We start from the raw sequence: 25,508 nt of genomic DNA on the forward strand, positions 1-25,508 counted from the left end.
GCGTCATGCATGCATTGAAGTCATGCGTTCTTTTTCCATCGGACGGTCTCCATTCCATGAACAAGCTCCCTCCACTGACCGCCCTGCGTGCCTTCGAGGCGACCGCGCGCCGGCTCTCTTTTACCGAGGCGGCCAATGAGTTGCATGTGACCCAGAGTGCGATCAGCCGGCAGGTGCGTCTGCTGGAGGAGCACCTGGGCCATGCGCTGTTCGTGCGCTTGACCCGGCGCATCGAATTGACGGCGCAGGGGGCCCTCTACTATCGCGAGATCAGCCAGGCCTTCGAGCAGATCAGCGCTGCCGGGCAACGCCTGGAGGGCCGGCGTCGGCGTGCGCACCTGACGGTGGCGGTGCTGCCGGGAGTGGCGGCCTTGTGGCTGATGCCGCGCATGGAATTGTTCTGGCGCGAGAACAAGGATATCGAGGTGCGCATCGTGGTCTCCACGGCGGCTGCCGATTTCAGCGGCGGCCAGATCGACATGGCGATCCAGGTCGGCGCGTTGCCGGGCATGCGGCCCCGGGGCCTGCCCCTGAAGAACCGCATGGCGGTGGACTGGCAGGGCGTGCGCGCCGATGCGCTCTTTGCCGACGCCCTGGTGGCCGTGTGCCATCCGCGCCTGTGGCGCCGGCATCCGGTGCGCACCCTGGCGGACCTGCGCCAGCATTGCCTGATCCACACCGCCGTGCGTCCCGATGCCTGGGCGCACTGGCTGCATGAGCAGGGTGGCCGGCTGGCGGCAGGGCAGCCGGGTATCACCTGCAGTCAGTACGCGATGGCCTTGCAGGCGGCGCTGGAGGGGGAGGGGATTGCATTGGCGCCGACCGTCCTGGCCGACAGCATCGATCCCGGGCATCGGCTGCGCCGACTCTTCGATGGGCCTTTGCCCAGTGCCGGGCACTACTACCTGCTCACGCCCGATCAACGTTACGAAGACCGGCCCGTGCTGCGCTTTCGCCAGTGGCTGCTGGCGCAGGCGGGCCAGGTCGCCTAGCTCGGGGATCTGGCGGCGTTGGCCGGCGTCATCATCATGCGGTTGCGGCCGGCGCGCTTGGAGTCGTACAGCGCTGCATCGCCACGCGCGATCAGGGTGGCGAGGTCGGCCGGCGCTTCCTCGAAGAGGGTGCCGCCCACGCTCAGGCTCACCGCATCCGGTGTGGGGAAGGACTGGTGCGCCACCTGGGCGAAGGACTGGCGCAAACCGTCGCCCAGCTGGCGGAGATCGTCGATGGCCAGGCCATGCAGCAGGATCAGGAATTCATCGCCGCCCAATCGCGCGGCCAGTGCGCCGGGTGGCAGGGCCTCGCGGATGATCTCGCTCAGGGCGACCAGCAGCTTGTCGCCGGCGATATGGCCGTGCAGGTCGTTGACCTGCTTGAAATTGTCGATATCGATGAGCAGCAGGGCGCCGGGATTGGCGGGACTGGCCTGCGCCATCAGGCCGGGGGCGCGCCGGTCCAGGGCGCGCCGGTTCAGCAGGGCCGTCAGCGGATCGCGCGCGGCCAGTTGTGCGATGCGCTCTTCGCGGCGGTGGCGCTCGGTGCCGGTCATGGACAGGGCGATCAGCATGATGGCCATGGCCCCCTCCACCAGCGACACCTGGATCACCACGCCACGGAAGGCGGCCAGGTCCAGAAGGGCATCCAGTGTCACCGCCGAGATTGCCTTGGCGAAGTAGAACAGGCCGTGCAGCAGCAACACATAGCGCAATTGCACCGCGCCCACGCTGAGTGACACGCCATGCGGACGCAGCAGGAAGCTGGCGCGCAGCGTCATCAAGGCAATCAGCAGCGATTGGGTCCCCAGCATCACCCGCGACCACCAGACTTGGTTAGGTAGCAACAACATCAGCAGCCAGAGCGCCGCGATCAGCCACCAGGCGCGCGACAGCCGGGTGCCGGTGAAGCGCGCCACGCCGGCCAGGAACATGCCGTGGGCGGCGATGAGCAGGCCATTGGCGAACCAGATGCCCACCACCAGGTAGCCGCGCGAGCGCAGCAGGGCCAGGAAGGAGCCGACGGCGATGATGGCAAATCCGCTGCTCCACAGCAGCAGCGAACGTTCGCGTACGCTGCCCCATTCCACGGCCAGATAGAGCGCGGCGGCGGTGGCCAGCGCAATGGAGAGGATGAGGATGGTGGAGGGATCGAGAGCCATGGACAGGAGCAGCGCACATTTGCCGCGCAGTGGAAAGCGCCCCTATTTTAGCGTCCGGCACCGTGTTGCCGGGCAACTCCGCACGGTTGTCCTGCGTTTTTGCTGCGTTTGTTACCTCAGCAGGAAGGGATTCAGCCCTGATCCGGCGTGGCAGGGGAGGTGGCGGGGCGCTCTGGGGCCTCCGGTATGGGTTCTGCGTGGGCGGCCTGCTCGGGCGAGAACTGCGGCAGTTTCTTCTTCACCAGCGGCAGGTTGTGGCGTTCGCTGCCATCGGGCATGACGGCCTGTTCGGCTGATAACCAGCTTCCATTGTCTTGGCTCATGATGACTATCCTTGCGTTGCGACGGGTTTTTTACATTCGCAGCTTGTCTCTTTCACGCCAACAACTCCTTGATACATCGCAATGCGTACATTGATTTGATAGGAATTCTTCTCATTCGTTGGATAATACGAGCAACAGGTCGTACATCCCGGCAGGCGGGATGTCGTGCTGGTTCTGCTGCGCCGCTCGGCGCGCAGCGTAGACGGGTATGACGGGACGGGATTTGAACGCATTCAAGACACAAGCGGGCGCCATTGATGAGGTTTCCCGTATTTCGCTACGGCAACTGATCCGTGCCGACCAGCTGACGGCGGCACGCCACACGGTGATGCTGTCGATACCGGTGGCCTTCGTGCTGAGCCTGATTTCGACCTTCGTGGCCTGGCGTTCCGGCAGGCTAGGGATCGCGCTCTCCTGGCTGGCCTGCGCCACGCTGATCAATCTGGTGCGCATTCCCCTGTGCCGCCTCTCGCCGCAGCGCGTGGCGCAGCTGGTGCCGTGGATGCATGCACGCGGCGCGGCCGGCCGCGACGGCGCCGAGGTGGAACTGAACCTGCGCCTGCACTGGATCCTGGCCCTGGCGTCGGGGATTGCCTGGGCGGGCATGCCCTGGCTGAGCGAGGGCTACACCACGCCGGAAACCGTGTTCTACCTCACCTGCATCTGCGGCATCACGGCCGGTGCGGTCACTCACGGTTTTGCCTTCTCGCGCATTCCCATCGGTTTCATCACGCCGCCCCTGCTCTCGGTGATCTACTGCCTGTTCGCCTTTGATCACAATCCGACCCGCCTGGCGCTGGCGGCGACGGCCGTGATCTATCTGGCCGGGCTGATCCGCGGCGCCCGCGTCGGCGAACGCATGTTCCTGGGGGCCTGCGCCCTCAAGCACGAAGCCACCACTGCCAACCAGGCCCTGGCCGTGGCCCACGAGGACCTGCGCCAGTTCGCCACCCGCATGCAATACCAGGCCGAGCACGATCTGCTGACCGGCCTGCTGGACCGCGCCGGTTTCATGCAGGTGGCGGCGCAGGTGGTGGCGCGCCAGGAGCACCAGCTCTGCCTGATGTTCCTGGACCTGGATGGCTTCAAGGTCATCAACGATGCCTACGGCCACGAGGCCGGCGACCAGTTGCTCATCGAAGTGGCGCGGCGGCTGCAGGATGGCCTGCCCGAGGGCGCTACGCTGGCGCGGCTGGGCGGCGACGAATTCGTGATCCTCTATCCGCTCGACGCCCGCGCCGAATTGCCGGAGCAGTTGGCCCAGCGGCTCATCGCCGCCATCAAGCAACCCTTTGCGCGGCTGGCGCATCGTCACATCGGCCTGAGCCTGGGTATCTACCTCTCACGCGGGGACGATATCAACGAGATGCTGGTCTGCTCGGACGCCGCCATGTACGAAGCCAAGCGGCGCGGGCGCAACCAGTTCTATGTCTTCAACCAGAACCTGGACGCCCATCTGCAGATGAAGCGTGACGTCGAACGCGACCTGGCCCATGCCCTGGCCAGGGGCGAGCTGGAGGTCTGGTTCCAGCCCATCGTGCAGCACGACGGCCGCACCCTGGACGGTTTCGAGGCGCTGCTGCGCTGGACCCATCCCCGCCACGGCGCCATCGCGCCCCCCGACCTGATCGAGATCGCCGCCCTGGCCGGCCACTCGGAAGAGCTGCTGCGCTTCATCATGGGCGAGGTGGCCGCCATGATCCAGTTCCTGCAGGCCAGCGGACGTTGCGACCTGCGCATCTCGATGAACATCTCCCCGCGCGAGATGGAGCGCATCGTCATCGAAGAGCTGGTGGCCTCCACCCTGAAGGCGCGGCAGCTGCCGGCGCGCATGCTGGAGATCGAGATCACCGAGGAAACCGCCATCGACCTGCAAGCCGCCACCCAGACCCTGGTGGCGCTGGCCATCCAGGGTGTGAGCATCGCCATCGATGACTTCGGCGTCGGTTATTCCTCGCTGGGCTTCCTGCGCCAGATGCAGGTCTCGCGGGTGAAGATCGACCGCAGCTTCGTCACCGGCCTGGCCGACAAGACCGAGAACCAGGCCCTGGTGTCGGCGGTGCTGCAACTGGCGGACTCCTTCGGCTTCCAGGTGGTGGCCGAGGGCGTGGAAAGCGCCGAAGACCTGCAGACCCTGCAAGCCATGCAATGCCACGCAATGCAGGGCCACTACTTTGCACAGCCCATGCCGGCCCACGCGGCACGCCAGACGATCCTGGCGATGGCGCAAGTCTGAGTTGTCCACCGGGCGAGTTCATCATGACAAGCCGGTGACATCGACTGACAAGATTGAAGCAGATCAACTTTTGGTTTTTTGAACAAGAAATAGAGTCATCCTGACAATTGAGTTCGCCCTGCCCTGGGGCTATGCTGCACTACAGCATGCGTGCGTGAGCATGCCAGCCCATCCAGGAGGAAGACATGAATTCATTGGTGCAGGCCACGCCTGCAGCACGTTATGAGCAGTTGATCCGGGACGCCGTCGGGGCCCGGCCGATGCGGGTGGCGGTAGTGCATCCATGTTCGGTAGAGGCGTTGCAGGGGGCGCTGGAGGCGCGTGACGAAGGCTTGCTGGAGCCCGTGCTGGTGGGGCCAGAAGCGAAGATCCGCCGTATCGCCGATCAGGCCGGGCTGTCCCTGCAGGGCTTGCCCATCGAGCCGGTCGAGCACAGCCATGCCGCCGCTGCCCGCGCGGTCGAGCTGGCCGTCGCAGGCCAGGTCGGCGCGCTCATGAAGGGCAGCCTGCACACCGACGAACTGCTGGGCGCGGTGGTCAGCTCCGGTTCCGGCCTGCGCACCGAGCGGCGCATCAGCCATGTCTATGCCATGTCTCTCCCGGCCTATCCCAAGCCGCTCATCATCACCGACGCGGCCATCAATATCGCCCCCAACCTGGCGCAAAAGCGCGACATCTGCCAGAACGCCATCGACCTGCTGCACGTGATGGGCGTGCCGCGTCCGCATGTGGCGGTGCTGGCGGCGGTGGAGACGGTCAATCCGGCCATGCCCTCCACGCTCGATGCGGCGGCGCTGACCGTCATGGCCACACGTCACCAGATCACCGGCGGCCTGGTCGATGGCCCCCTGGCCTTCGACAATGCCATCAGCCTGGAGGCAGCCAGCATCAAGGGCATCGTCTCACCGGTGGCCGGCAGTGCCGATATCCTGCTGGTCCCTGACCTGGAAGCCGGCAACATGCTGGCCAAGCAATTGATCTACCTGTCGCAGGCCGATGCCGCCGGCCTGGTGCTGGGGGCGCGCGTGCCCATCATCCTCACCAGCCGCGCCGACAGCCTGCGCGTGCGCCTGGCGTCGTCCGCGCTGGCCCGTCTGGTGGCCGCGCGCGGCGGTGTGCAGGCGCTCGGCAAGGAGGACGCATGAACCGCTGGCTGCTGACCTTCAATGCCGGCTCCTCCTCGATCAAGCTGGGGGTGTTCCGCCTCGATGGCGCGCGCGCCAGCCGGATCGGCCAGGGGCAGCTCGACCTCCATCTCACGCCGCTGAAGCTGCGCCTGGAGATCGAAGGCAAAAGTTCGTCGATCTCCATCGACGCCGATCCGGCCGCTTCCATGGAGCGGGTGCTGGAGCAGGTCCTGCACCAGCTCGAAGTCGGTCACGAGCAGGGCGCCCTGTGCGCCGTTGGCCATCGCGTCGTGCATGGCGGCCTGCACCTGGCCGAGGCAATGCTGCTGGATGCGCACATCGAGGATGAGCTGGAGGCCCTGGCTCCACTGGCGCCGCTGCACCAGCCGCAGAACTTGCGCCTGATCCGCGCCATCGCGCGCCTGCGACCGGGCCTGCCGCAGACCGCCACCTTCGACACCGCCTTCCATGCCAGCCAGGATGCCCTGGCGCGCCGCTTTGCACTGCCGCGCGCCTTGCACGACGAGGGCGTGGTGCGTTATGGCTTCCATGGCATCTCCTACAGCTACATCGCCGCCGAACTGCGCCGGCGTGCGCTGCCCGAGGCGCACGGCAACGTGATCGTCGCCCACCTGGGCAATGGCGCCAGCCTGTGCGCCCTGCAGAACGGTCGCAGCGTCGACGCCAGTACCGGCTTTTCGACACTGGAAGGCGTTCCCATGGGTACGCGCTGCGGTGCGCTCGATGCGGGCGTGCTGCTCTACCTGCTGCGCCAGGGCATGTCGCTGGACGATCTGGAAGACCTGCTCTACCACCGCAGCGGCCTCCTGGGCGTCTCCGGCATCAGCGCCGATGTGCGTACGCTGCAGCAGAGCAGCGAGCCGGCCGCCCGCGAGGCGCTGGAACTGTTCGCGCTGCGCTGTGCCGGCGAAGCCACGCGCCTGGCCACGACACTGGGCGGCATCGATGCCCTGGTGTTTACCGCCGGCATCGGCGAGCACGACGCCCATATGCGCACGGCCATCTGCCGCCGGCTCGACTGGCTTGGCGTGCGTCTGGACGAGCAGGCCAATGCGCGCCATGCCGAATGCATCAGCAGCGACGACAGCCGCATCCGCGTGCTGGTGATCGCCACCAACGAAGAGCAGGTCATCGCCGACGACGCGGCCCGACTCGTCGCGGCCTTGCCGACGACCTAGTTCTTCCCACACAGGAAAATGACCATGACCAGCACCAGCCACACCCAGCATACTCAGCACACCCAACATACCCAGCACGACAGTGCGCGCATGCCCAGTGCCGTTCCCCTGTTCTGGCCCATGGCGCTGGCCGCCGAAGCCTTCAAGCAGGGCCAGCAGCTGGTGGACAAGAACCTGCGCTTCCTGGAAGAAGAAGCCCGGCTGCATGCCATCCACCATCCCAGGATGGCGACCCGCAACACCGAGCGCATCAAGCTGCGCACGCTGACCCTGCGCGAATATGGCCGCGCCGATGGCGGCATCCCCACGCTGGTGGTGGCACCCTATGCCGGCCACACCTCGGTGATCGCCGACTACTACGCCGGCCAGAGCCTGGTGGAGACACTGCTGGCCAATGGCGTGGCCCATGTGCTGCTGACCGACTGGCACAGCGCCACCGAGGACATGAGGGACCTGGAGATCGACAACTACCTGGCCGACCTGTGCGTGGTCATCGATGAGCTCGGTGGCCTGGTCAATCTGGTGGGCCTGTGCCAGGGGGGCTGGATCTCGGCGATGATGGCCGCGCGCTTCCCCGACAAGGTGGCGCGGCTGGTGCTGGCGGGCTCACCCATCGATGCCGGTGCCGGTGATGGCCCCTTGAAGCAGATGGTGGACCGCACGCCATTGAGTTTCTACGAAGACCTGGTGCGTACCGGGGGCGGCCTGATGCGCGGCAGTTTCATGCTGCAGGGCTGGAAGAACATGCACCCGGACGAGCACTACTTCACCGAGCACGTGGACCTGTTCCAGCACATCGACGACCCTATCTACGTGGCCAAGCGCGAGACCTTCGCAGCCTGGTACGAGACCCCCATCGACCTGCCGGGGCGCTGGTATCTCCAGGCCATCCGCAACATCTTCAAGGACAACCTGTTGGCCAGGGGCAAGTATCAGGCCCTGGGCAAGATCCTCGACCTCAAGGACATCAGCTGCCCGCTCTATCTGCTGGCCGGCGAGCGTGATGACATCACCACCCCCGAGCAGGTGCTCAATGCGGCCCGCCTGGTGGGCACGCCGGCGGCGCAGATCACCCAGCGGGTGGTGCCGGGCGGGCATATCGGCTTGTTCATGGGGGGGCGTACGCTGGCCGATGTCTGGCCGGAGATTGCGCGCTGGCTGGTGGCGCCCTGAGCGGGGCGGCCGGGTTCAGTCGTTCTTCTTGCTGCCGGCGGCGGGTTTGCGCGTCGCCGGTCTGGCGCTAGGGGAGGCCACGGCCGGTGCGGGTGCCGGCGTCGGCGCTGGTACCGCAATGGAAGCCTTCAGGAACCACGCCAGCACCGATTCGGCGGTCTTGCCGTCGACGATGTGCGGCACGCAGCGATAGGAAAAGCTGACCCCCTCGCACAGGGCCATCAGGCCGATGGCGATCTCGCGCGGTGGCGCGGCCGGGGGCGTGCCGGTCAGGTGGCAATAGGCTTCGACGAAGTGGGTGATCTGGCGATAGCGTTCTTCCAGGAAACCGTCGAACTGCACGCGGAATTTCTCGTCGCGCAAGGCCACGATGCGTGCTTCCATCCACAGCAGGCTGCATTTGTCGTCCTGGTACAGACGCGAATACTGGTCCGCCAGTGCCTCCTGCAAGCTGGCGGCATCGGTCGCCGATCCGCCCAGGATGCGCTGGAACTCGCGGTCGATGCCCTCGCCCTCGCTGCGCAGCAGTTCGAAGAAAAGCTGGGTCTTGTCATCGAAGTTTGAGTAAAACGCACCCCGTGAATAGCCAGCTGCTGTGCTAATGTCTTCCACGCTGGCCAGCGCATATCCCTTTTGCATGAACACGGCGTGCGCCGCCGCCAGCAGCCTTTCCCTGGTCTGCTCCCGGCTTTGCTCGCGGCTGAGTCGTTGGCGTGTCATGGGGCAATATTCTAACACCGTTGTATTCAAATACAGTGTTGCATCTGAATTCATGTATGGATTAGAATCCCTGAACTCTTGCAAAGATGCTCATCGAGGATGTGGAACGTCCGCCGATGCGACCCACCTTCCTGAAAGGAAAGCCGTGAAGCCTGTCTCCCATCCCCGTCTGCGCAGCCGGGCCATCCCCCTGCTCGCGCTCAGCCTGGCCCTGGCCGCCTGCAGCAAGCCCGCACCGGTGGCCGATGCGCCGCGCGAAGTGGTGGTCCTGCAGGCGCAGTCACGCGCCGGCGCGCTGCCGCTGCAGCTGCCGGCCGAGGTGCAGTCGCGTTACGTGACGGCGATGTCCTTCCGCATCGCCGGCCAGCTGGTGGAGCGCCGCGTGCACCTGGGGGATGCGGTGCGCCGTGGACAGGTGGTGGCCCGTCTCGATCCGGCCGATGCCGAGCAGAATGCCGCCTCCGCCCGTGCCGATCTGGAAGCGGCGCGTCAGCATCTGAAGGCCGCGCAGAAGCAGTTGCAGCGCGATACCGAACAAGCCCGCGAACACCTGGTCAGCGCCCAGCAGCTGGAGCAGAGCCAGGATGCGCATGCCGCCGCGCAGGCGCAGTTCAAGGCCGCCCAGGCGCGAGCCGCCGTGGCCGGCAACCAGCGCGATTACACCACGCTGGTGGCGCAGCATGATGGCGTCATCAGCGCCGAACAGGCCAATACCGGCGACGTGCTCGCGGCCGGCCAGCCGGTCTTCTCGCTGGCCTGGTCGGGGGCGGTCGATGTGGTCACCGACGTGGCTGACCGCCAGGTCGCCGGTATCGCACCGGGCGCCGCCGCCACGGTGACGCTGTCGGCCTTGCCCGGCCGCAGCTTTACCGGCAAGGTGCGCGAGGTCGGCCCGGCGGCCGATCCGCAAAGCCGCACCTATCGCGTCAAGGTCACGCTGGAGCAAGCCGATGCGGCCCTGCGCCTGGGCATGACCGGCAACGTGGTGATCACGCCGGTACAGCCCGGGCAGTCAGCGCAATCCGCACCGGTGATGCTGCTGCCGGCCACCGCGCTGTTCCACCAGGGTGACAAGCCAGCACTGTGGGTCGTCGGTGCCGACGGCAAGCTCGAGCTGCGTGTCGTGACCGTGGCGGCCTATGGCGAGCGCAGCATCAGCATCAGCCAGGGCGTGGCCGCGACCGACAAGGTCGTGGTGCAGGGCGTGCATACCCTGACCGCCGGCGAGAAGGTCAAGCCGGTAGCGCCGCTGCATGCCGAGGACTTCGCCTTATGAGCGCGCCCGGCCGATTCAACCTCTCGTCCTGGACGCTGCAGCACCAGGCCCTGGTGACCTTCATCCTGGCGCTGGTGACGCTGCTGGGCATCAGTTCCTATTCGCGCCTGTCGCAGTCCGAGGATCCGCCCTTTACCTTCAAGGTCATGGTGATCCAGACCGACTGGCCGGGCGCCACCGCGCGCCAGGTGCAGGAGCAGATCACCGACCGCATCGCCCGCAAGCTGCAGGAGACGCCGGACGTGGACTTCCTGCGCAGCTATTCGCGCGCGGGACAATCGCAGCTGTTCTTCACCATCAAGGACACGGCCCCGGCCGCGCAGGTGCCGCAGACCTGGTACCAGGTGCGCAAGAAGGTCGGCGATATGGCCGCCCACTTGCCGCAGGGCGTCAAGGGACCGTATTTCAACGATGAATTCGGCGACGTCTATACCAACATCTACGCACTCTCCGGAGACGGCTTCACACCGGCGCAACTGCACGACTACGCCGACCAGTTGCGCGGCGAACTGCTGCATGTGCCGGGCGTGGCCAAGATCGACTACTTCGGTGACCGCGAGGAACACATCTACATCGACATCGGCAATGCCCGCATGACCAGCCTGGGCATCAGCCCGCAACAGCTGGCCGATGCCATCGGCGGCCAGAATGGCGTGGTGCCGGGCGGCCTCATCACCACCAGCAGCGATCGCGTCTATGTGCGGCCCACCGGGCAGTTCGAGAACCTGCGGGCTATCGAAGACAAGATCATCCACATCAACAACCGCAATTTCCGCCTGGGTGATATCGCCACCATCTCCCGTGGCTACGATGAACCGCAAGAGCAATCCATGCGCTTCAACGGCCAGCCTGTGCTGGGCATCGGCGTGACCATGCAACCGGGCGGTGACGTGATCCGCCTGGGCAACGCCCTCGATGAACGTACCGAAGAACTGCGCAAGCGCCTGCCGGCGGGTCTGACGCTGACGGCGGTCTCCAGCATGCCGCACGCCGTGGAGAAGTCGGTGGATGACTTCCTCGAAGCCGTCGCCGAAGCAGTGGCCATCGTGCTGGTGGTCAGCCTGGTATCGCTGGGCATCCGCACCGGCATGGTGGTGGTGATCTCGATTCCCATCGTATTGGCGGTGACCTCGCTGTTCATGTACGTGTTCGACATCGGCCTGCACAAGGTCTCGCTGGGCACGCTGGTGCTGGCGTTGGGCTTGCTGGTGGACGACGCCATCATTGCCGTCGAGATGATGGCGGTGAAGCTGGAGCAGGGCTGGAACCGCCGTCGCGCCGCCGCCTTCGCCTATACCAGCACGGCCTTCCCGATGCTGACCGGCACCCTGGTGACGGTGGCCGGCTTCCTGCCGATCGCCCTGGCCAAGTCCGGTACCGGCGAATACACGCGCTCCATCTTCGAGGTCTCGGCCATTGCGCTGCTGCTGTCCTGGCTGGCGGCGGTGGTGTTGATCCCGCTGCTGGGCTATCACCTGCTCAAGGAAAAGCCGGATGCGCTCACCGACGAGCAGCTCGCCGCCAATCCGCATGCCGGCCACGACGAGGAAGACCACGACCATCCCATCTACCAGACCCGCATCTACAAGCTGCTGCGACGTACGGTGGCCTGGTGCGTGGCCTTCCGTGGGCGCGTGGTGATCGCCACCACGCTGCTCTTCATCGGTTCGCTGGCGGCCTTCGGCCTGGTCCCGCAGCAGTTCTTCCCCAGCTCGGACCGGCCCGAACTGCTGATCGACCTGCGCCTGCCCGAGCGCGCTTCCTTCGAGGCGACCCAGCGCGAAGCCGTGCGCATGGAAGCCGTCCTCAAGGGCCGCCCGCAGATCGACCACGTTATCAGCTTCGTGGGTACCGGCGCGCCGCGCTTCTACCTGCCGCTTGACCAGCAGCTGCCCAGTGCCAACTTTGCGCAATTCGTGGTCACCGCCAAGTCGGTGGAAGACCGCGAAGCCCTGGCGCGTGCGCTGGAAGAACCGCTGCGCACCCAGTTCAGTGGCCTGCGCACCCGCCTGACGCGCCTGGAGAACGGCCCGCCGGTGGGCTTCCCGGTGCAGTTCCGCGTCAGTGGCGAACAGATCCCCAAGGTGCGTGAGATTGCCGAACAGGTGGCCGCCGAGATCCGCAAGGAGAGCCGCGCGACCAACGTGCAGCTGGACTGGGACGAACCCGCGCAGCGTTCGGTCAGCTTCGAGATCGACCAGAAACGCGCTGGCGAACTGGGTTTGAGTTCGCTGCAGATCTCCAACTTCCTGGCCATGCAGCTCTCCGGCGTCACGGTGACCCAGTACCGCGAGCGCGACAAGCTCATCAGCGTCGACCTGCGCGCCCCGCAGGCCGAGCGTGTCGATCCGGCCCGCCTGGCGACGCTGTCCATGCCCACGGCCAATGGCGCGGTGCCGCTGGCCACCCTCGGCCAGTTCCACAACACGCTGGAATACGGGGTGATCTGGGAGCGTGACCGTCAGCCCACCATCACGGTACTGGCCGATGTGCATGCCGGCGTGCAAGGCATCGACGTGACCAATGCCGTCAACGAGAAACTCAATGCCTTGCGCGCCGGCTTGCCGGTGGGCTATCGCATCGATGTGGGCGGCCCGGTGGAGGAAAACGCCAAGGCCCAGTCCTCGATCTCGGCGCAGTTGCCGCTGATGATCATCGCCGTGCTGTTGCTGCTGATGGTGCAGTTGCAGAGTTTCGGCCGCACCATGATGGTGGTGATGACCGCCCCGCTGGGCCTGATCGGCGTGGTCGGCGCACTGCTGCTGTTCCACAAGCCCTTCGGCTTCGTCGCCATGCTGGGCACCATCGCCATGCTGGGCATCATCATGCGCAACTCGGTGATCCTGGTGGACCAGATCGAGCAGGACATCGCCGCTGGTCGTGGCCGCTTCGACGCCATCGTCGGTGCTACCGTGCGCCGCTTCCGCCCGATCACGCTGACCGCCGCCGCCGCCGTGCTGGCGCTGATCCCGCTGTTGCGCAGCAACTTCTTCGGTCCGATGGCCACCGCCCTGATGGGCGGCATCACCATCGCCACCATCCTGACCCTGTTCTACCTGCCGGCCTTGTATGCGCTGTGTTACCGGGTCAAGCCAGACGAAACCCATCATCGCGACGATGCCGCACAAGGGAGCCACTGATGCGTGATGTCCAATTCAAGCCGCAATCACCGGCATGGCTGGCTGCCATGACCGCGCTGGCGGCACTGACGCTGAGCGCTTGCACGCTGGGCCCCAGCGGCCAGGCCCCGGTCATGCCGCAACCGGCCGGCTATGCCGCCGAGGCTACGCCGGCCACCCTGGGTCCCGAGCAGGCGCGCCAGAAGTTCGTGCTGGGCCAGCGTGCCGTGCCGCAATGGTGGCAGGCCTATGGCTCGCCGCAGCTGTCGGCCTGGGTCGAGGAAGCCTTGCGCAACAACCATTCGCTGGCCCAGGCCGACCGCAACCTGGCCAGCGCCCGCCTGCAGCTGCGTGCCCAGATCAACGAGTCGCTCTGGCCCACCATCGATGCGGTCGGCCAGGCCTCGCGCCAGCGTGCGCTGGGCCTGCCCAACCTGGGCGCACCGACCAACCTGTACAACGTCTTTGCCGGCCAGATCCGCGCCAGCTATACCTTCGACCTGTTCGGCGTGGAGCGCTACGCCAACTCGGCGCTGGCCGCCGAGGTCGATGCGCAGTCCTACCAGCTCGACGCCGCGCGCCGCGCCGTGGTGGCCAATGTGGTGATCACGGCCATCAATGCCGCCTCGTTGCATGCCCAGGTAGCCCAGACCGAGCGCCTGGTGGCACTGGCCGAGGGGGATGTGGCCGACCTGGAGCGCCGCGCCACCCTGGGTGCCGTATCGGGTGATGACGTGCTGGCCGCTCGCGCCTCCGCGCAATCCCTGCGCGCCACGCTGCCGGGCCTGCAGGCGCAGTGGCTGGGGGCGCGCCATGCACTGGCGGTACTGATGGGGCGCACGCCCGACCAGGCCCCGGTCGATCTCGACATCGACGCCCTGCACCTGCCCCCGGAAGTGCCCCTGTCGGTGCCTTCGGAGTTGCTGCGCCAGCGTCCCGACATCCTCGCCGCCGATGCGGCGCTGAAGGTAGCGGCGGCCCAGGAAGCCGTGGCCACGGCCGAGATGTTCCCCAGCCTGTCCATCAGCGCATCGTTTGGCCAGTCCGGCTTTACCTGGGCCAAGGCCACCGGTGGCGCGGGGGCGGTATGGGGACTGGGTGCCTCGCTGACGCAACCGCTCTTCCATGGTGGCGCCTTGCGCTCGCGCAGGGAGGCGGCCAAGGAAGCCTATCTCGCCTCCGAGGCCAATTATCGCCAGACCGTGTTGAATGCCTTCCAGAACGTGGCCGATAGCCTGGTGGCCCTGGGCCATGATGCCGATGCCTTGCAGGCCGCGGCAGCGGCGCGTCAGGCCAGCGAGCAGGGCTGGCGCAATGCGCAGAAGCGCGCGCGCCTGGGGGCCTATGCGGCCAGCGCCGAGCGCGCCGGCGAGCGCCAGTATCTCAATGCCCGCCTGGGTGAGATCCGCGCCACCGCCAGCCGCATGAGCAATACCGCAACCCTCTTCCAGGCCATGGGGGTGGGCATGGAGGCGGCACCCGCGCAGGCAGGCGCTACGCCCTAGCACGCATCATTTCCGTCGAAATCTGGTGTTTGTTGATGTTGTCAGCTTTTTGTCAGTCAATCCTTACGTTGCTCGGATATATTCCTGACAAACAGCTGGCAACAAGTACAAGTACCAATCACCAATCCAGTTCGGGGGAAATCCATGTTGAAGATGTCGGCGTGCCTGACGGCACTCCTGCTGGGAGGCTGCGCCTCCATTACCGGAACGCATCAGCAACCCGTGTCGGTGCAGACCACGCAAGGCAGCGAGATCATCTCCGGGGCCAGCTGCACGCTCTCCAACGATGCCGGCAAGTGGTTCGTCAAGAGCCCCGGCAGCGTCATCATCAAGAAGAGTACCGGCGACCTGCTGGTGGAATGCGCCCGCGATGACCTGGCCGGATTCGAGACCGTGGTCTCCAAGGCCAACACCAATGTCTGGGGCAACCTGTTGTTGGGCGGCATCATCGGTTATGCGGTGGACCGCAACAGCGGCGCGGGTTTCGACTACCCCGGCGCGGTGACCGTCCGGCTTGAGCAGGCCCGGTCCGCCGCCACCAGCGGCCAGAACTACCAGCCAGCCGCTGTCCGGCCGGAAGACCGCAGCCGCTGGCGCGCCATGATGTCGTGCGGCGTCAATCGCTACTTCAACGACTCCAAGCCATTTCACGTGAGTTTCATCGCCGAGGTCAATGGCGACCGGGTCACCCTGCATCGCAAGAACAAGGTCGCCGAAGAAGTGCTCTCCGGTGTCGTGCGCGACAGGCAGTTGGTGCTCGATGGCGTGGGCTATCGCCTGCAAGCTCCGCTGGGCAGCTGGACCTACAAGTTCGACGGGCAATTTACCCGCAACGGCCGGATCTACTCCGGCAACGGTGACATGCTGGCCAAGACCGGGCAAAGCACGCGCACCTGCACGCTGGTGATGGTCTTGACCGATGTCGAGCCGCAGGCCCAGAAGGCGCCGGCCAGCGCCGAAGTGGCAGCGAAGTAGGCGCGTCCAGGCGCGCCACACGTTCATCGCGTTGGTCTCCCCACGCCTGGCGACAGGCGCGCGACGGCAATATTTTGCATCGCTGCGCGCTTGTCAGTGCCTTGTCAGTCAAGCTGGATGCTGCTGGGCTATATTCTCACCAGATGGCATGCATGACCTTTGCCGTCGACAACGACAAGAAACCAGAACAAACCAGAACAATCGGGGAATCCATGTTGAAGATCTTGGTGTGCCTGGCGGCGCTGCTGCTGGGTGGTTGTGCTTCCATCACGGGCTCGCAGACGCAGCCCATTTCGATTCAGGCCACGCAGGGCAACCAGATCATCTCCGGGGCCAGTTGTACGCTCAGCAACGATGCGGGCAAGTGGTATGTCAAGACACCAGGCAGCGTCTCGATCAAGAAGAGTACCGCCGATCTGCTGGTGGAATGTGCCAAGGACGAAGCCGCCGGGCAGCAGAGCGTGGCCTCCAAGGCCAATACCAATGTCTGGGGAAATATCCTGGTAGGTGGCCTGATCGGCTACGCCATCGACCGTAACAGCGGTGCCGGTTTCGATTATCCGGAAGCGGTGACGATCAGGCTCGACAGCACCCTGGGTGCGCTCACGCGTCCCGCCGCCGGAACCGCTGCGGCGAAGGTGGCCGATGGACGCTGGCGCGCCGTGATGTCTTGCGACGCCAACCTTCTGCGTACCGATACCACGCCTTATCAGGCCAACTTCATCGCCGACGTCAATGGTGACCGGGTCACCCTGCACAGGACCAACAAGCTGGCCGAGGAAGTGTTGTCGGGCACGATACACGACGAGGCCCTGACCCTGGATGGCATGGGTTATCGTTTCGAGCGTCCCAATGCTCCCTGGACCTTCAAGATCGATGGCAATTTCACCGGCAATGCCAAGATCTATACCGGCAAGGGGGCGATGCTGACCACCAGAGGCAAGACCGCGCGCCTGTGCACGGTGGTCATGATCCACACCGATGTCCCGCCGCCGCCGCCCAAGGAAGCGGCGGGCGAGGACGTCGCGGCCAAGTAGCCAGGATCAGAAGCTCAGCTGCACCTTCATCTGGCTGCTGCGGTCACCGGCCACGTCGAAGGCCTCGACGGCACGGGTGAAGGGGAAGCTGGCCGAGATCAGCGGCTTGACGTCGACCAGCCGGCGGTTCATCAGCTCCACGGCCATGGCGAACTCTTCGTGGAAGCGGAACGCGCCGCGCCATTCCAGTTCCTTGGCCACCAGCAGGTTGGTGGGGAAGCTGATCTCGCCACCCAGTCCGACCTGTACCACCACCGCGCCCGGCCGCATGGCCTCCAGCGCGCTGCGCAGCGCCCGCTCGGTGCCGCTGACCTCGAACAGTACATCGAAGCTTCCCTTGCCCTGCGCATAGTCCTGCAGGCCATCGGGCGTGCCGGCCATGTCGATGACACGATCGGCGCCCACGGCTGCCGCCGTCTGCAAGGCCTTGGGGGCGATGTCAGTGGCTACGATCTCGCTGGCGCCGGCATGGCGCGCGGCGATGATGACCAGCGCACCGATCGGTCCGCATCCGGTCACCAGCACCCGCTTGCCCACCAGCGGTCCGGCGCGGCGTACCGCATGCAGTGCCACCGACAACGGCTCGGCCATGGCGGCCTCGCCATCGCTGACGTGGTCGGCCACCGGATGGGCCTGGTGGCGTTCGATCACGATCTCTTCGCGGAAGGCTCCCTGTACGTGCGGCATGCGCATGGCGCTGCCATAGAAGCGCATGTCCAGGCAGTGGTTCTGCTTGCCTTCCTGGCAGTAGCGGCACAGGCCGCAGGGGTGGCTGGGGCTGACGGCAATGCGGGTGCCGGCGGCAATGTCGTCGACGCCGGCACCGCATGCGCTGACCACGCCCGAGACTTCATGGCCCAGCACCATGGGTTCCTTGATGCGCACGGTACCGAAACCGCCGTGATGGTAGTAATGCAGGTCGGAGCCGCAGATGCCGCCGGCCTTGATGCGTACGGTCAGCTGACCGGCTTGCGCCGTCGGCGTGGGCAGTTCTTCGATACGCAGGTCATGCGGAGCATGGACGATGATGGCTTGCATGGTGTGTTCCTTGACAGGTGTGGGGGCAGAGGGAGAGGCGTCACAGGGCGGCGGTCACGCCGCCATCCACGTACAGCACATGGCCGTTGACGAAGTTCGACGCAGCGCTGGAGAGGAACACCGCCGCCCCCACCAGTTCCTCGACATCGCCCCACTTGCGCGAGGGGGTGCGGTTGACGAGCCAGTCGGTGAAGACCTTGTCCTGCACCAGCGCCGCGGTCAGTTCGGTCTTGAAATAGCCGGGCCCCAGGCCATTGACCTGGATGCCGTACTTGCCCCAGTCGATGGCCATGCCCTTGGTCAGCATCTTGACCGCGCCCTTGCTGGCGGTATAGGGCGCGATGCCGGGCCGGCCCAGTTCGCTCTGCACCGAGCAGATGTTGATGATCTTGCCGTGGCCGCGTTCCATCATCGCGCGCGCCACCGCCTGGCCGACGTAGAAGACGCTGTCCAGGTTGGTGCGCATGAGTTCGTGCCAGTCCTCGTGGTCGAACTGTTCCAGCGGGGCACGACGCTGGATGCCGGCATTGTTGACCAGCACTTCGATGGGGCCGATGTCGTCCTCGATGCGGCGTACCGCCTCTTGCACCGCCTGGGCGTCGGTGGCATCGAAGGCCACGGCGCTGACCCGCAGGCCTTCCTCGGTGAGCACGCTGGCAGCGGTCTCCAGCTTGTCGCGGTTGCGTCCATTGAGCACCACGTGGGCGCCCGCCTGGGCCAGCCCGCGTGCCAGCGCCAGGCCGATGCCGCTGGCCGAACCGGTGATGAGGGCGATACGGCCGGTGAGGTTGAAGGCGGCCAGGCCGCCGGGCAGGGTGCTTGTCTGCATCTGTGTTTCTCCTTGTGCCTATGCTTGTGCTTATGCTTCGGTGGCCTTGACCATGTCCTCGATGACCTTCTTGGCGTCCCCGAAGACCATCATGGTCTTGTCCATGTAGAACAATTCGTTGTCCAGGCCGGCGTAACCTGCGGCCATGGAGCGCTTGTTCACGATCACCGTCTTGGCCTTGTAGGCTTCCAGGATGGGCATGCCGGCGATGGGGGACTTGGGATCCTTGGCCGCCGGGTTGACCACGTCGTTGGCGCCCAGCACCAGCACCACGTCGGCCTGGGCGAACTCGCTGTTGATGTCTTCCATCTCGAAGACCTGGTCGTAGGGCACCTCGGCCTCGGCCAGCAGCACGTTCATGTGACCCGGCATGCGGCCGGCCACCGGGTGGATCGCGTACTTCACGGTCACGCCCTTGTGGGTCAGCTTCTCGGTCAGTTCCTTCAGGGCATGCTGGGCGCGCGCCACCGCCAGGCCATAGCCGGGCACGATGATGACGGTCTCGGCATTGCCCATCAGGAAGGCCGCATCATCGGCCGAGCCCGACTTGACGTTGCGCTGCTGCTGCGCGCCACCGCCCGCTGCAGCGGCCTCGCCGCCGAAGCCGCCCAGGATCACGTTGAAGAAGGAGCGGTTCATGGCCTTGCACATGATGTAGGACAGGATCGCGCCCGAGGAACCCACCAGCGAACCGGCGATGATCAGCATCGCATTGTTCAGCGAGAAGCCGATGCCCGCTGCAGCCCAACCGGAGTAGCTGTTCAGCATCGAGACCACCACCGGCATATCGGCACCGCCGATGGGGATGATGATGAGCACGCCCAGCGCGAAGGCGATCGCCGCCATGATGATGAAGGGTAGCCAGTTCTGCGTGAGCACGAAGATGATGCCGAAGCCGATCATGGCGATGGCCAGCAGGAGGTTCAGGAAGTGCTGGCCGGAGAAGTTGACCGGCGCGCCCTGGAACAGGCGGAACTTGTACTTGCCCGAGAGCTTGCCGAAGGCGATCACCGAGCCCGAGAAAGTGATGGCGCCAACGAAGGTACCGATGAACAGTTCCACCCGGTTGCCCACGGGGATCGCCTGGCCATGTCCGGAGATGCCCAGCGCCCACGGTTCGGCCACGGCAGCCACCGCAATGCAGACGGCGGCCAGGCCGATGAGTGAGTGCATGGCCGCGACCAGCTCGGGCATCTTGGTCATCTCGACGCTACGGGCGAGGTAGGCGCCGATGCCGCCACCGACCACGACACCGGCGGCCACCAGCAGGTAGCCGATGTCACCGGAGGAGTTGGTGCCTTCACCCTTGAGCTTGACGATCAGGGCCAGCGTGGTCAGCACGGCGATGAGCATGCCGGCGATGCCGAAGCTGTTGCCGCGCCGTGCGGTGGCGGGATGGGACAGGCCCTTCAGGGCCTGGATGAAGAAGATCGATGCGATCAGGTACAACAGGGTCACCAGGTTCATGCTCATGCTTGCGCTCCCGACTTGGCCTTGGGCTCTTTCTTCTTGAACATTTCCAGCATGCGCTGGGTCACCATGAAGCCACCGAAGACGTTGACGGCGGCCAGCGCCACGGCCAGCGTGCCGGCGATGCGGCCGACCGTGCCTTCGGTGAGGCCGGCGGCCAGCATGGCGCCGATGATGATGATGGCGGAGATGGCGTTGGTCACGGCCATGAGCGGCGTGTGCAAGGCGGGGGTCACGGTCCAGACCACGTGGTAGCCGACGTAGATGGCCAGCACGAAGATGATCAGGTTGATGATGGTATGGCTGACTTCCATGCTTGTGTTCTCCTCCTTATTTGCGCAAGACCGCGCCGCCCTGGCAGAGCAGCGTGGCAGCGACGATATCGTCTTCCCGGTTGATCAGCAGCTTGCCCTCGGCATCGATGACCAGTTTCAGGAAGTCCAGCACGTTGCGTGCATACAGCGCCGACGCATCGGCCGCCACCAGGGCCGCCAGGTTGCCTTCGCCGATGATGTGCACGCCGTGTTTGATGACGGTCTTGCCAGGTTCGGACAGGGGGCAGTTGCCGCCCTGGTCGACCGCCATGTCCAGGATCACCGAGCCGGGCTTCATGGCCTTGACGGTGTCTTCGCTGATCAGGACCGGCGCCTTGCGGCCCGGGATCAGGGCGGTGGTGATGATGATGTCGGCCTGTTTGGCGCGCTCGTGCACCAGCTCGGCCTGGCGCTTCATCCAGTCCGGCGGCATCGGGCGGGCATAGCCGCCCACACCCTTGGCGATCTCTTTTTCTTCGTCCGTCAGGAACGGCACGTCGAGGAATTTCGCACCCAGCGATTCGATCTGCTCCTTGACTGCCGGACGCACGTCGGACGCCTCGATCACCGCCCCCAGGCGCTTGGCCGTGGCGATGGCTTGCAGGCCGGCCACGCCGGCGCCCATGATCAGCATGCGCGCAGCCTTGACGGTGCCGGCGGCGGTCATGAGCATGGGCATGAAGCGCTGGTAGGTGTTGGCAGCCATCAGCACGGCCTTGTAGCCGGCGATGTTGGCCTGCGAAGACAGCACATCCATCGATTGTGCGCGGGTGGTGCGCGGCGCGGCTTCGAGGGCGAAGGCGGTGAGGCCGGCGGCGGCCATGGCGGCGATGTTGTCGGCGTCGAAGGGGTTCAACATGCCGATGACGACGGTGCCCGGCTTGATGCGGGCGCGCTCGGCTTCGTTGGGGGCGCGTACCTTGAGGAGAATGTCTGCACCGAAGACGGCCTCGGCGTTGTCGATGCCGGCACCTGCGGCGAGGTAGGCCTCGTCGGTGATGCTGGCGGTGAGACCGGCGCCGGATTGCACCCGCACTTCATGGCGAGCGGCTATCAGTTTTTTCACCGTCTCCGGGGTCGCGGCCACGCGCGTTTCGCCATGCCGGGTTTCGACGGGAATGCCTATGATCATTGCTTGCTCCTGCTGTTATCGTTCTTGGTCTGCGCCTGCGATCAAGCGCGGTGGGGCGCCCGCGGCGCGGTCGAGCCACAGAGGCCCCATGTGCTGCATCAGAACTGGTGGCGAATGCCGGTGGTCACGCCCAGGCGGTTGCCGAACAGCGTGCCGGAAGAAGAACCCAGGGTCTTCCAGGCATCGGTGAGCTTGGTGTAGTCCACGGTCAGGTAGACGTCGGTGCGCTTGCTGAAGGCATACAACGCGGTCGGTGCGATGGTCAGGCGATTGCCGCTGGTGCCGGCGTGCTTGAGGCGGTCGAAGTAGACCGCGTTCCACAGGCTCCACGGGCCGCTGATGTTCCACTTGAAGCCGGCCGAGTAGGAGCTGTTCTGGTAGTCGGCGATATCGAGCTTGTTGTTGATATAGCCCAGGTACCACTTGACCGGGCCGACGGTGTAGGTACCGCCCAGCGACCAGGCGGTCTGCTTGCTGTTGGCGCTGATGGCCGAGCTGAAATAGGTGGTCGAGTTGTTGAGCACCTGCCAGGCGCCGCCGACGTGCAACGGGCCATCGTCATAGGCCAGGCTGACGGCCCTGGATTCGCCGTTGTGGATGTCACCGGCGACTTCACCGGCGCTGTAGCCCACGGTGGCGGTCACGCCCTTGTAGGTGCCGGCGTAGCGCACGCTGTTGTCCAGGCGCGCGCCCATGGTGTAGTTGCCACCCTGGAAGCCGATGGTCTGGGTGACGTTGGAGAGGGCATAGACGTCGTAGCTGACCACCATGTCGTGGATCACCGCGTACTGGCGACCCAGCGTCACCTTGCCGAAATCACCTTGCAGGCCCACCAGCGATTCGCGACCGAACAGGCGGGTGCCGCTGGTCGGTTGCTGCTGCAGCGCGCCGGTATCGGTGCCGAAGCCGGTTTCCAGCGAGAACAGCGCGGCCAGCCCGCCGCCCAGGTCCTCGGTCCCCTTGAAACCGATGCGGCTGCCCGACAGCGGGCCACCGGCCAGTTGCACCTTGCTGCCGCCGGCGGCGTTTTCATTGGTGCTGTAACGGATCGACGAATCGACGATACCGTAGATCGTGACAGTGCTCTGGGCCTGCGCGGCACAGCTGACGGCCCCCAGGACCGCGGCCGACATGGCTATTCTTTTCATTGACGACTCCCTTTAGTGGTTGATTGGAACTACACCCTCTACCTCAGACTCATCGGGAGCCGGCGTGGCGCCGCCTCCCGGCAATGGCCGCCAGGATGTCAGTCTTAACGGCCCTTGTTCTTTGGATCAGCGCAGCGCGGTGACCGCGCCGGCCATGCGGCGGCAACCTTCCTCGATGGTCTCCACCGACGTGGCGATGGACATGCGCATGTAGGGCGAGAGGCCATAGGCGGTGCCGGCCACCAGCGCCACGCCGGTGCTCTCCAGGAAGTACATGACGACGTCGATGTCGCTCTCCAGCACGCGCCCTTCCGGCGTCGTGCGGCCCAGCAGGCCGCCGCAGTTGATGAACAGATAGAAGGCGCCATCGGGCGTGCGGCAGCTCAGGCCGGGGATGGCATTGATGAGCGCCAGGCCACGGTCGCGGCGGCGCCGGTAGACCTCGGCGAACTCGGCCACGAAGGACTGGTCGCCGGTCAGCGCCGCCAGCGCGGCGGCCTGGCTCACCGAGCTGGGATTGCTGGTCGATTGCGATTGCAGGATGTCGAGCGCGCCGACCAGATCGGCCGGGCCGGCCGCATAGCCGATGCGCCAGCCAGTCATGGCATAGGTCTTGGAGACACCATTGACCAGCAGGGTGCGCTCGCGCAGTGCCGGTGCGGCATTGAGCAGGTGCGGCGTGGGCTGGTCGCCGAAGCGGATGTGCTCGTAGATGTCATCGGTCATCACCAGCACCTGCGGATGACGTTCCAGCACGGTCGCCAGCGCGCGCAGTTCGTCGATGGTGTAGGTGGCGCCGGTGGGATTGCTGGGCGAGTTGAGGATCAGCCACTTGGTGCGCGGCGTGATGGCGCGTTCCAGCGTGGTGGGGGTGAGCTTGAAGCCATCCGCTTCCACGCAGGGCACGATTACCGGCGTGCCATCGCAGGCCAGCACCATGTCCGGATAGGAGACCCAGTAGGGGGCCGGTACCAGCACTTCGTCACCGCTTTGCACCGTGATGGCCAGGGCATTGAAGATGGCGTGCTTGGCGCCGCAGGTGGCGATGATTTCATTGGGGGCGTAGTCCAGCCCATTCTCGCGCTTGAACTTGGCGGCAATTGCCTGGCGCAGTGCAGGCGTGCCGGCGGTAGCGGTGTAGCGGGTCTGGCCGGCCTCGATGGCGGCGGCAGCAGCGTGGCGGATATGGGCCGGCGTGTCGAAGTCGGGTTCGCCCACCACCAGGTTGACGATGTCCTTGCCCTGGCGCCGCAGTTCGGCCGCGCGCTCGGCGGCGGCACTGCTGGGGGATTGTTTGATGCGGCGGACCCGGTCGGCGATACGTGAGGAAGTCACACTGGCTCTCCAAAAACGAATAAGAGCGCTCACGGTAAGCGTGCGGGTCCTTTTCCGATAAGACGACTTTCGTCTGGCAAAATAACCTCGCCTTATGGATGGTTTGTTGCCCCTGGTCGCTGCGCCAGCATGGGCGCGGGCTTGGCAGTGGCGGCGGGTAAATCGTTTCCGCAGGGCAGTGTGTGGATCGCACAACGGCGCGCATCATACAAAATTCATCTGCCGTGATAGCGTTATCATTGGACCCGCTGCAAAAGCGAATAATAAAAACCGGGGTCGCGAGATGGAAGGAGACAATGGCGTGATTCTTGCATCCGGCCCCGCGCATGAAGGAGATGAATCATGAACCTGCGCCGCCTCAAGTACTTTGTAAAGATCGTCGATATCGGCAGCCTGACCCAGGCCGCCGAGATCCTGCATATCGCCCAGCCGGCCCTGAGCCAGCAACTGGCCACGCTGGAAGGCGAGTGCCGCCAGCAGCTGCTGGTGCGCACCAAGCGTGGTGTGACACCGACCGAAGCCGGCAGCACCCTGTATCGCCATGCCCAGATCATCCTGCGCCAGGTCGAGCAGGCCCAGAACGACGTCAAGAAATCCGGCCAGGCCTTGTCCGGCCAGGTCTCGGTGGGCCTGTCACCGGGCACGGCGGCCTCGGCGCTGTCGCTGCCGCTGCTGCAGACGGTGCGCGCGCGCCATCCCGGCGTGCTGCTCTATATCAATGAGAACTTCGGCACCACCCTGAGCGAGCTGATCATGAACGGCCGCATGGACATGGCCGTGCTGTATGGCGAGAAATCCTTTCCGGGCCTGTCCTACAAGCCCCTGCTCAAGGAAGACCTGTACCTGGTGGCGCCGGCCTGCCTGCATTTCCCCGAAAAGGAAATCAGCCTGCGCGAGCTGCGCGATGTCGAGCTCCTGCTGCCGCGTCCCTACAACTATGTGCGCAAGTACGTCAACGAAGCCTTCATGGGCGCGCAGATGGTGCCGCGCGTGGTGGCCGAGATCGAATCGGCGGCCACCCTGTCGGCAGCCATCGGCGCCGGCCTGGGCGCGACCATCCTGCCGGTGTCGGCGGCGCGGGTGATCGCGTCCTCGGGCAATGCGACGCTCTCGCGCATCATCGACCCGGTCATCCTGGCACCGCTGTCGCTGTGCGAATCGGACCACCTGCCGCTGTCCGAACCGGCACACGCCGTGCGCGAGATCCTGCTGGAACTGGTCGAGGACCTGGCCCGCGACAGTGGTCAGCCGCTGGCCTTCGATGCCTGACGCGGCATTCGGCCCGCCCATTGCGGGCGGGCCGGGGAATCCATAAGACACCCTTATCCCTTCAAAGCCAATCCGTCTTATCCCATTTCCGGAGCGGAAGTTATATTGGACTCCCGAATACAGACGCC

At 65.6% G+C, this 25,508-nt stretch carries 21 protein-coding genes; 11 read left to right on the forward strand and 10 right to left on the reverse strand.

The features are described 5' to 3' along the window. Positions 1–56 precede the first annotated feature (56 nt). Positions 57–992, forward strand: coding sequence for a LysR substrate-binding domain-containing protein (locus ACIPHN_RS18480; RefSeq protein WP_400438373.1), 936 nt, complete (start codon positions 57–59; stop codon positions 990–992). Here ACIPHN_RS18480 and ACIPHN_RS18485 read toward each other — a convergent pair. Together ACIPHN_RS18485 and ACIPHN_RS18490 are read right to left on the reverse strand one after the other, a co-directional pair. Then, the gene (locus ACIPHN_RS18485) at positions 989–2,155 is read right to left on the reverse strand and encodes a GGDEF domain-containing protein (RefSeq protein ID WP_400438375.1); all 1,167 of its coding nucleotides are present in this window, start codon (positions 2,153–2,155) and stop codon (positions 989–991) included. The two genes, ACIPHN_RS18480 and ACIPHN_RS18485, sit on opposite strands and share 4 nt — an antisense overlap. Before the next feature lie 131 nt (positions 2,156–2,286). Continuing rightward, a complete protein-coding gene (locus ACIPHN_RS18490; RefSeq protein WP_400438377.1) occupies positions 2,287–2,478 on the reverse strand; it encodes a hypothetical protein in 192 nt (63 codons plus the stop codon). 223 nt (positions 2,479–2,701) lie between these two features. Between ACIPHN_RS18490 and ACIPHN_RS18495 the strand changes: the two genes are divergently transcribed. From ACIPHN_RS18495 to ACIPHN_RS18510, 4 genes are all read left to right on the forward strand, one after another. Beyond that, positions 2,702–4,714 (forward strand): putative bifunctional diguanylate cyclase/phosphodiesterase, encoded by a 2,013-nt coding sequence (locus ACIPHN_RS18495; RefSeq protein ID WP_400438379.1) that lies wholly within the window; start codon positions 2,702–2,704, stop codon positions 4,712–4,714. A 185-nt stretch (positions 4,715–4,899) separates the two neighbouring features. Next, positions 4,900–5,859 (forward strand): bifunctional enoyl-CoA hydratase/phosphate acetyltransferase, encoded by a 960-nt coding sequence (locus ACIPHN_RS18500; RefSeq protein ID WP_400438381.1) that lies wholly within the window; start codon positions 4,900–4,902, stop codon positions 5,857–5,859. Beyond that, positions 5,856–7,040, forward strand: a complete 1,185-nt coding sequence (locus ACIPHN_RS18505; protein WP_400438383.1) for an acetate/propionate family kinase — start codon at positions 5,856–5,858, stop codon at positions 7,038–7,040. Before ACIPHN_RS18500 ends, ACIPHN_RS18505 begins: the two co-directional genes overlap by 4 nt. Before the next feature lie 120 nt (positions 7,041–7,160). After that, positions 7,161–8,213 carry an alpha/beta fold hydrolase gene (locus ACIPHN_RS18510; RefSeq protein WP_400438712.1) on the forward strand — a complete coding sequence of 351 codons (1,053 nt, stop codon included), beginning with the start codon at positions 7,161–7,163 and terminating at the stop codon, positions 8,211–8,213. Positions 8,214–8,228: 15 nt separating this feature from the next. Here ACIPHN_RS18510 and ACIPHN_RS18515 read toward each other — a convergent pair whose 3' ends face one another. Then, on the reverse strand, positions 8,229–8,933 hold the full coding sequence (locus ACIPHN_RS18515; protein WP_400438385.1) for a TetR/AcrR family transcriptional regulator: 705 nt from the start codon (positions 8,931–8,933) through the stop codon (positions 8,229–8,231). Positions 8,934–9,078: 145 nt separating this feature from the next. On the opposite strand from ACIPHN_RS18515, the gene ACIPHN_RS18520 reads away from it, so the two are divergent. From ACIPHN_RS18520 to ACIPHN_RS18540, 5 genes are all read left to right on the forward strand, one after another. Then, positions 9,079–10,209, forward strand: a complete 1,131-nt coding sequence (locus ACIPHN_RS18520; protein ID WP_400438387.1) for an efflux RND transporter periplasmic adaptor subunit — start codon at positions 9,079–9,081, stop codon at positions 10,207–10,209. Next, entirely contained in the window at positions 10,206–13,349 is a 3,144-nt protein-coding gene (locus tag ACIPHN_RS18525; protein ID WP_400438389.1) for an efflux RND transporter permease subunit, read from the forward strand. The genes ACIPHN_RS18520 and ACIPHN_RS18525 overlap by 4 nt, the downstream gene beginning before the upstream one ends. Then, complete coding sequence (locus ACIPHN_RS18530; protein ID WP_400438391.1) at positions 13,349–14,833, forward strand: efflux transporter outer membrane subunit; 1,485 nt, start codon at positions 13,349–13,351, stop codon at positions 14,831–14,833. Before ACIPHN_RS18525 ends, ACIPHN_RS18530 begins: the two co-directional genes overlap by 1 nt. Before the next feature lie 144 nt (positions 14,834–14,977). After that, complete coding sequence (locus tag ACIPHN_RS18535) at positions 14,978–15,808, forward strand: hypothetical protein (protein WP_400438393.1); 831 nt, start codon at positions 14,978–14,980, stop codon at positions 15,806–15,808. A gap of 212 nt (positions 15,809–16,020) precedes the next feature. After that, positions 16,021–16,845, forward strand: coding sequence for a hypothetical protein (locus tag ACIPHN_RS18540; protein ID WP_400438395.1), 825 nt, complete (start codon positions 16,021–16,023; stop codon positions 16,843–16,845). Positions 16,846–16,851: 6 nt separating this feature from the next. On the opposite strand, the gene ACIPHN_RS18545 is transcribed toward ACIPHN_RS18540, so the two are convergent. From ACIPHN_RS18545 to ACIPHN_RS18575, 7 genes are all read right to left on the reverse strand, one after another. Next, positions 16,852–17,883 carry an L-idonate 5-dehydrogenase gene (locus ACIPHN_RS18545; protein WP_400438397.1) on the reverse strand — a complete coding sequence of 344 codons (1,032 nt, stop codon included), beginning with the start codon at positions 17,881–17,883 and terminating at the stop codon, positions 16,852–16,854. 40 nt (positions 17,884–17,923) lie between these two features. After that, positions 17,924–18,712 carry an SDR family NAD(P)-dependent oxidoreductase gene (locus ACIPHN_RS18550; protein WP_400438398.1) on the reverse strand — a complete coding sequence of 263 codons (789 nt, stop codon included), beginning with the start codon at positions 18,710–18,712 and terminating at the stop codon, positions 17,924–17,926. A gap of 30 nt (positions 18,713–18,742) precedes the next feature. Further along, positions 18,743–20,185, reverse strand: coding sequence for an NAD(P)(+) transhydrogenase (Re/Si-specific) subunit beta (locus tag ACIPHN_RS18555; protein ID WP_400438400.1), 1,443 nt, complete (start codon positions 20,183–20,185; stop codon positions 18,743–18,745). Further along, positions 20,182–20,496, reverse strand: coding sequence for an NAD(P) transhydrogenase subunit alpha (locus ACIPHN_RS18560; protein WP_198982939.1), 315 nt, complete (start codon positions 20,494–20,496; stop codon positions 20,182–20,184). The genes ACIPHN_RS18555 and ACIPHN_RS18560 overlap by 4 nt, the downstream gene beginning before the upstream one ends. 16 nt (positions 20,497–20,512) lie before the next feature. Beyond that, entirely contained in the window at positions 20,513–21,628 is a 1,116-nt protein-coding gene (locus tag ACIPHN_RS18565; RefSeq protein ID WP_400438402.1) for a Re/Si-specific NAD(P)(+) transhydrogenase subunit alpha, read from the reverse strand. Positions 21,629–21,726: 98 nt separating this feature from the next. Then, complete coding sequence (locus tag ACIPHN_RS18570; protein ID WP_400438404.1) at positions 21,727–22,776, reverse strand: porin; 1,050 nt, start codon at positions 22,774–22,776, stop codon at positions 21,727–21,729. 126 nt (positions 22,777–22,902) lie between these two features. Then, positions 22,903–24,111: an aspartate transaminase gene (locus ACIPHN_RS18575; protein ID WP_400438406.1), complete on the reverse strand. Its 1,209-nt coding sequence runs from the start codon at positions 24,109–24,111 to the stop codon at positions 22,903–22,905. Positions 24,112–24,453: 342 nt separating this feature from the next. Here ACIPHN_RS18575 and nac point away from each other — a divergent pair, with 342 nt between their 5' ends. Continuing rightward, positions 24,454–25,380 carry a nitrogen assimilation transcriptional regulator NAC gene (gene nac / locus ACIPHN_RS18580; protein ID WP_400438408.1) on the forward strand — a complete coding sequence of 309 codons (927 nt, stop codon included), beginning with the start codon at positions 24,454–24,456 and terminating at the stop codon, positions 25,378–25,380. Positions 25,381–25,508: the final 128 nt, after the last annotated feature.

It is taken from the genome of Herbaspirillum sp. NPDC087042 (assembly GCF_044745245.1).
Lineage (GTDB): Bacteria > Pseudomonadota > Gammaproteobacteria > Burkholderiales > Burkholderiaceae_D > Herbaspirillum.

Coding starts and splice junctions, on each gene's coding strand:
- ACIPHN_RS18490 (WP_400438377.1), bottom strand. CDS start 2,478: ATGAGCCAAGACAATGGAAGCTGGTTATCAGCCGAACAGGCCGTCATG.
- ACIPHN_RS18550 (WP_400438398.1), bottom strand. CDS start 18,712: ATGCAGACAAGCACCCTGCCCGGCGGCCTGGCCGCCTTCAACCTCACC.
- ACIPHN_RS18525 (WP_400438389.1), top strand. CDS start 10,206: ATGAGCGCGCCCGGCCGATTCAACCTCTCGTCCTGGACGCTGCAGCAC.
- nac (WP_400438408.1), top strand. CDS start 24,454: ATGAACCTGCGCCGCCTCAAGTACTTTGTAAAGATCGTCGATATCGGC.
- ACIPHN_RS18530 (WP_400438391.1), top strand. CDS start 13,349: ATGCGTGATGTCCAATTCAAGCCGCAATCACCGGCATGGCTGGCTGCC.
- ACIPHN_RS18515 (WP_400438385.1), bottom strand. CDS start 8,933: ATGACACGCCAACGACTCAGCCGCGAGCAAAGCCGGGAGCAGACCAGG.
- ACIPHN_RS18560 (WP_198982939.1), bottom strand. CDS start 20,496: ATGGAAGTCAGCCATACCATCATCAACCTGATCATCTTCGTGCTGGCC.
- ACIPHN_RS18565 (WP_400438402.1), bottom strand. CDS start 21,628: ATGATCATAGGCATTCCCGTCGAAACCCGGCATGGCGAAACGCGCGTG.
- ACIPHN_RS18535 (WP_400438393.1), top strand. CDS start 14,978: ATGTTGAAGATGTCGGCGTGCCTGACGGCACTCCTGCTGGGAGGCTGC.
- ACIPHN_RS18505 (WP_400438383.1), top strand. CDS start 5,856: ATGAACCGCTGGCTGCTGACCTTCAATGCCGGCTCCTCCTCGATCAAG.
- ACIPHN_RS18545 (WP_400438397.1), bottom strand. CDS start 17,883: ATGCAAGCCATCATCGTCCATGCTCCGCATGACCTGCGTATCGAAGAA.
- ACIPHN_RS18510 (WP_400438712.1), top strand. CDS start 7,161: ATGGCGCTGGCCGCCGAAGCCTTCAAGCAGGGCCAGCAGCTGGTGGAC.
- ACIPHN_RS18540 (WP_400438395.1), top strand. CDS start 16,021: ATGTTGAAGATCTTGGTGTGCCTGGCGGCGCTGCTGCTGGGTGGTTGT.
- ACIPHN_RS18480 (WP_400438373.1), top strand. CDS start 57: ATGAACAAGCTCCCTCCACTGACCGCCCTGCGTGCCTTCGAGGCGACC.
- ACIPHN_RS18485 (WP_400438375.1), bottom strand. CDS start 2,155: ATGGCTCTCGATCCCTCCACCATCCTCATCCTCTCCATTGCGCTGGCC.
- ACIPHN_RS18570 (WP_400438404.1), bottom strand. CDS start 22,776: ATGAAAAGAATAGCCATGTCGGCCGCGGTCCTGGGGGCCGTCAGCTGT.
- ACIPHN_RS18555 (WP_400438400.1), bottom strand. CDS start 20,185: ATGAGCATGAACCTGGTGACCCTGTTGTACCTGATCGCATCGATCTTC.
- ACIPHN_RS18500 (WP_400438381.1), top strand. CDS start 4,900: ATGAATTCATTGGTGCAGGCCACGCCTGCAGCACGTTATGAGCAGTTG.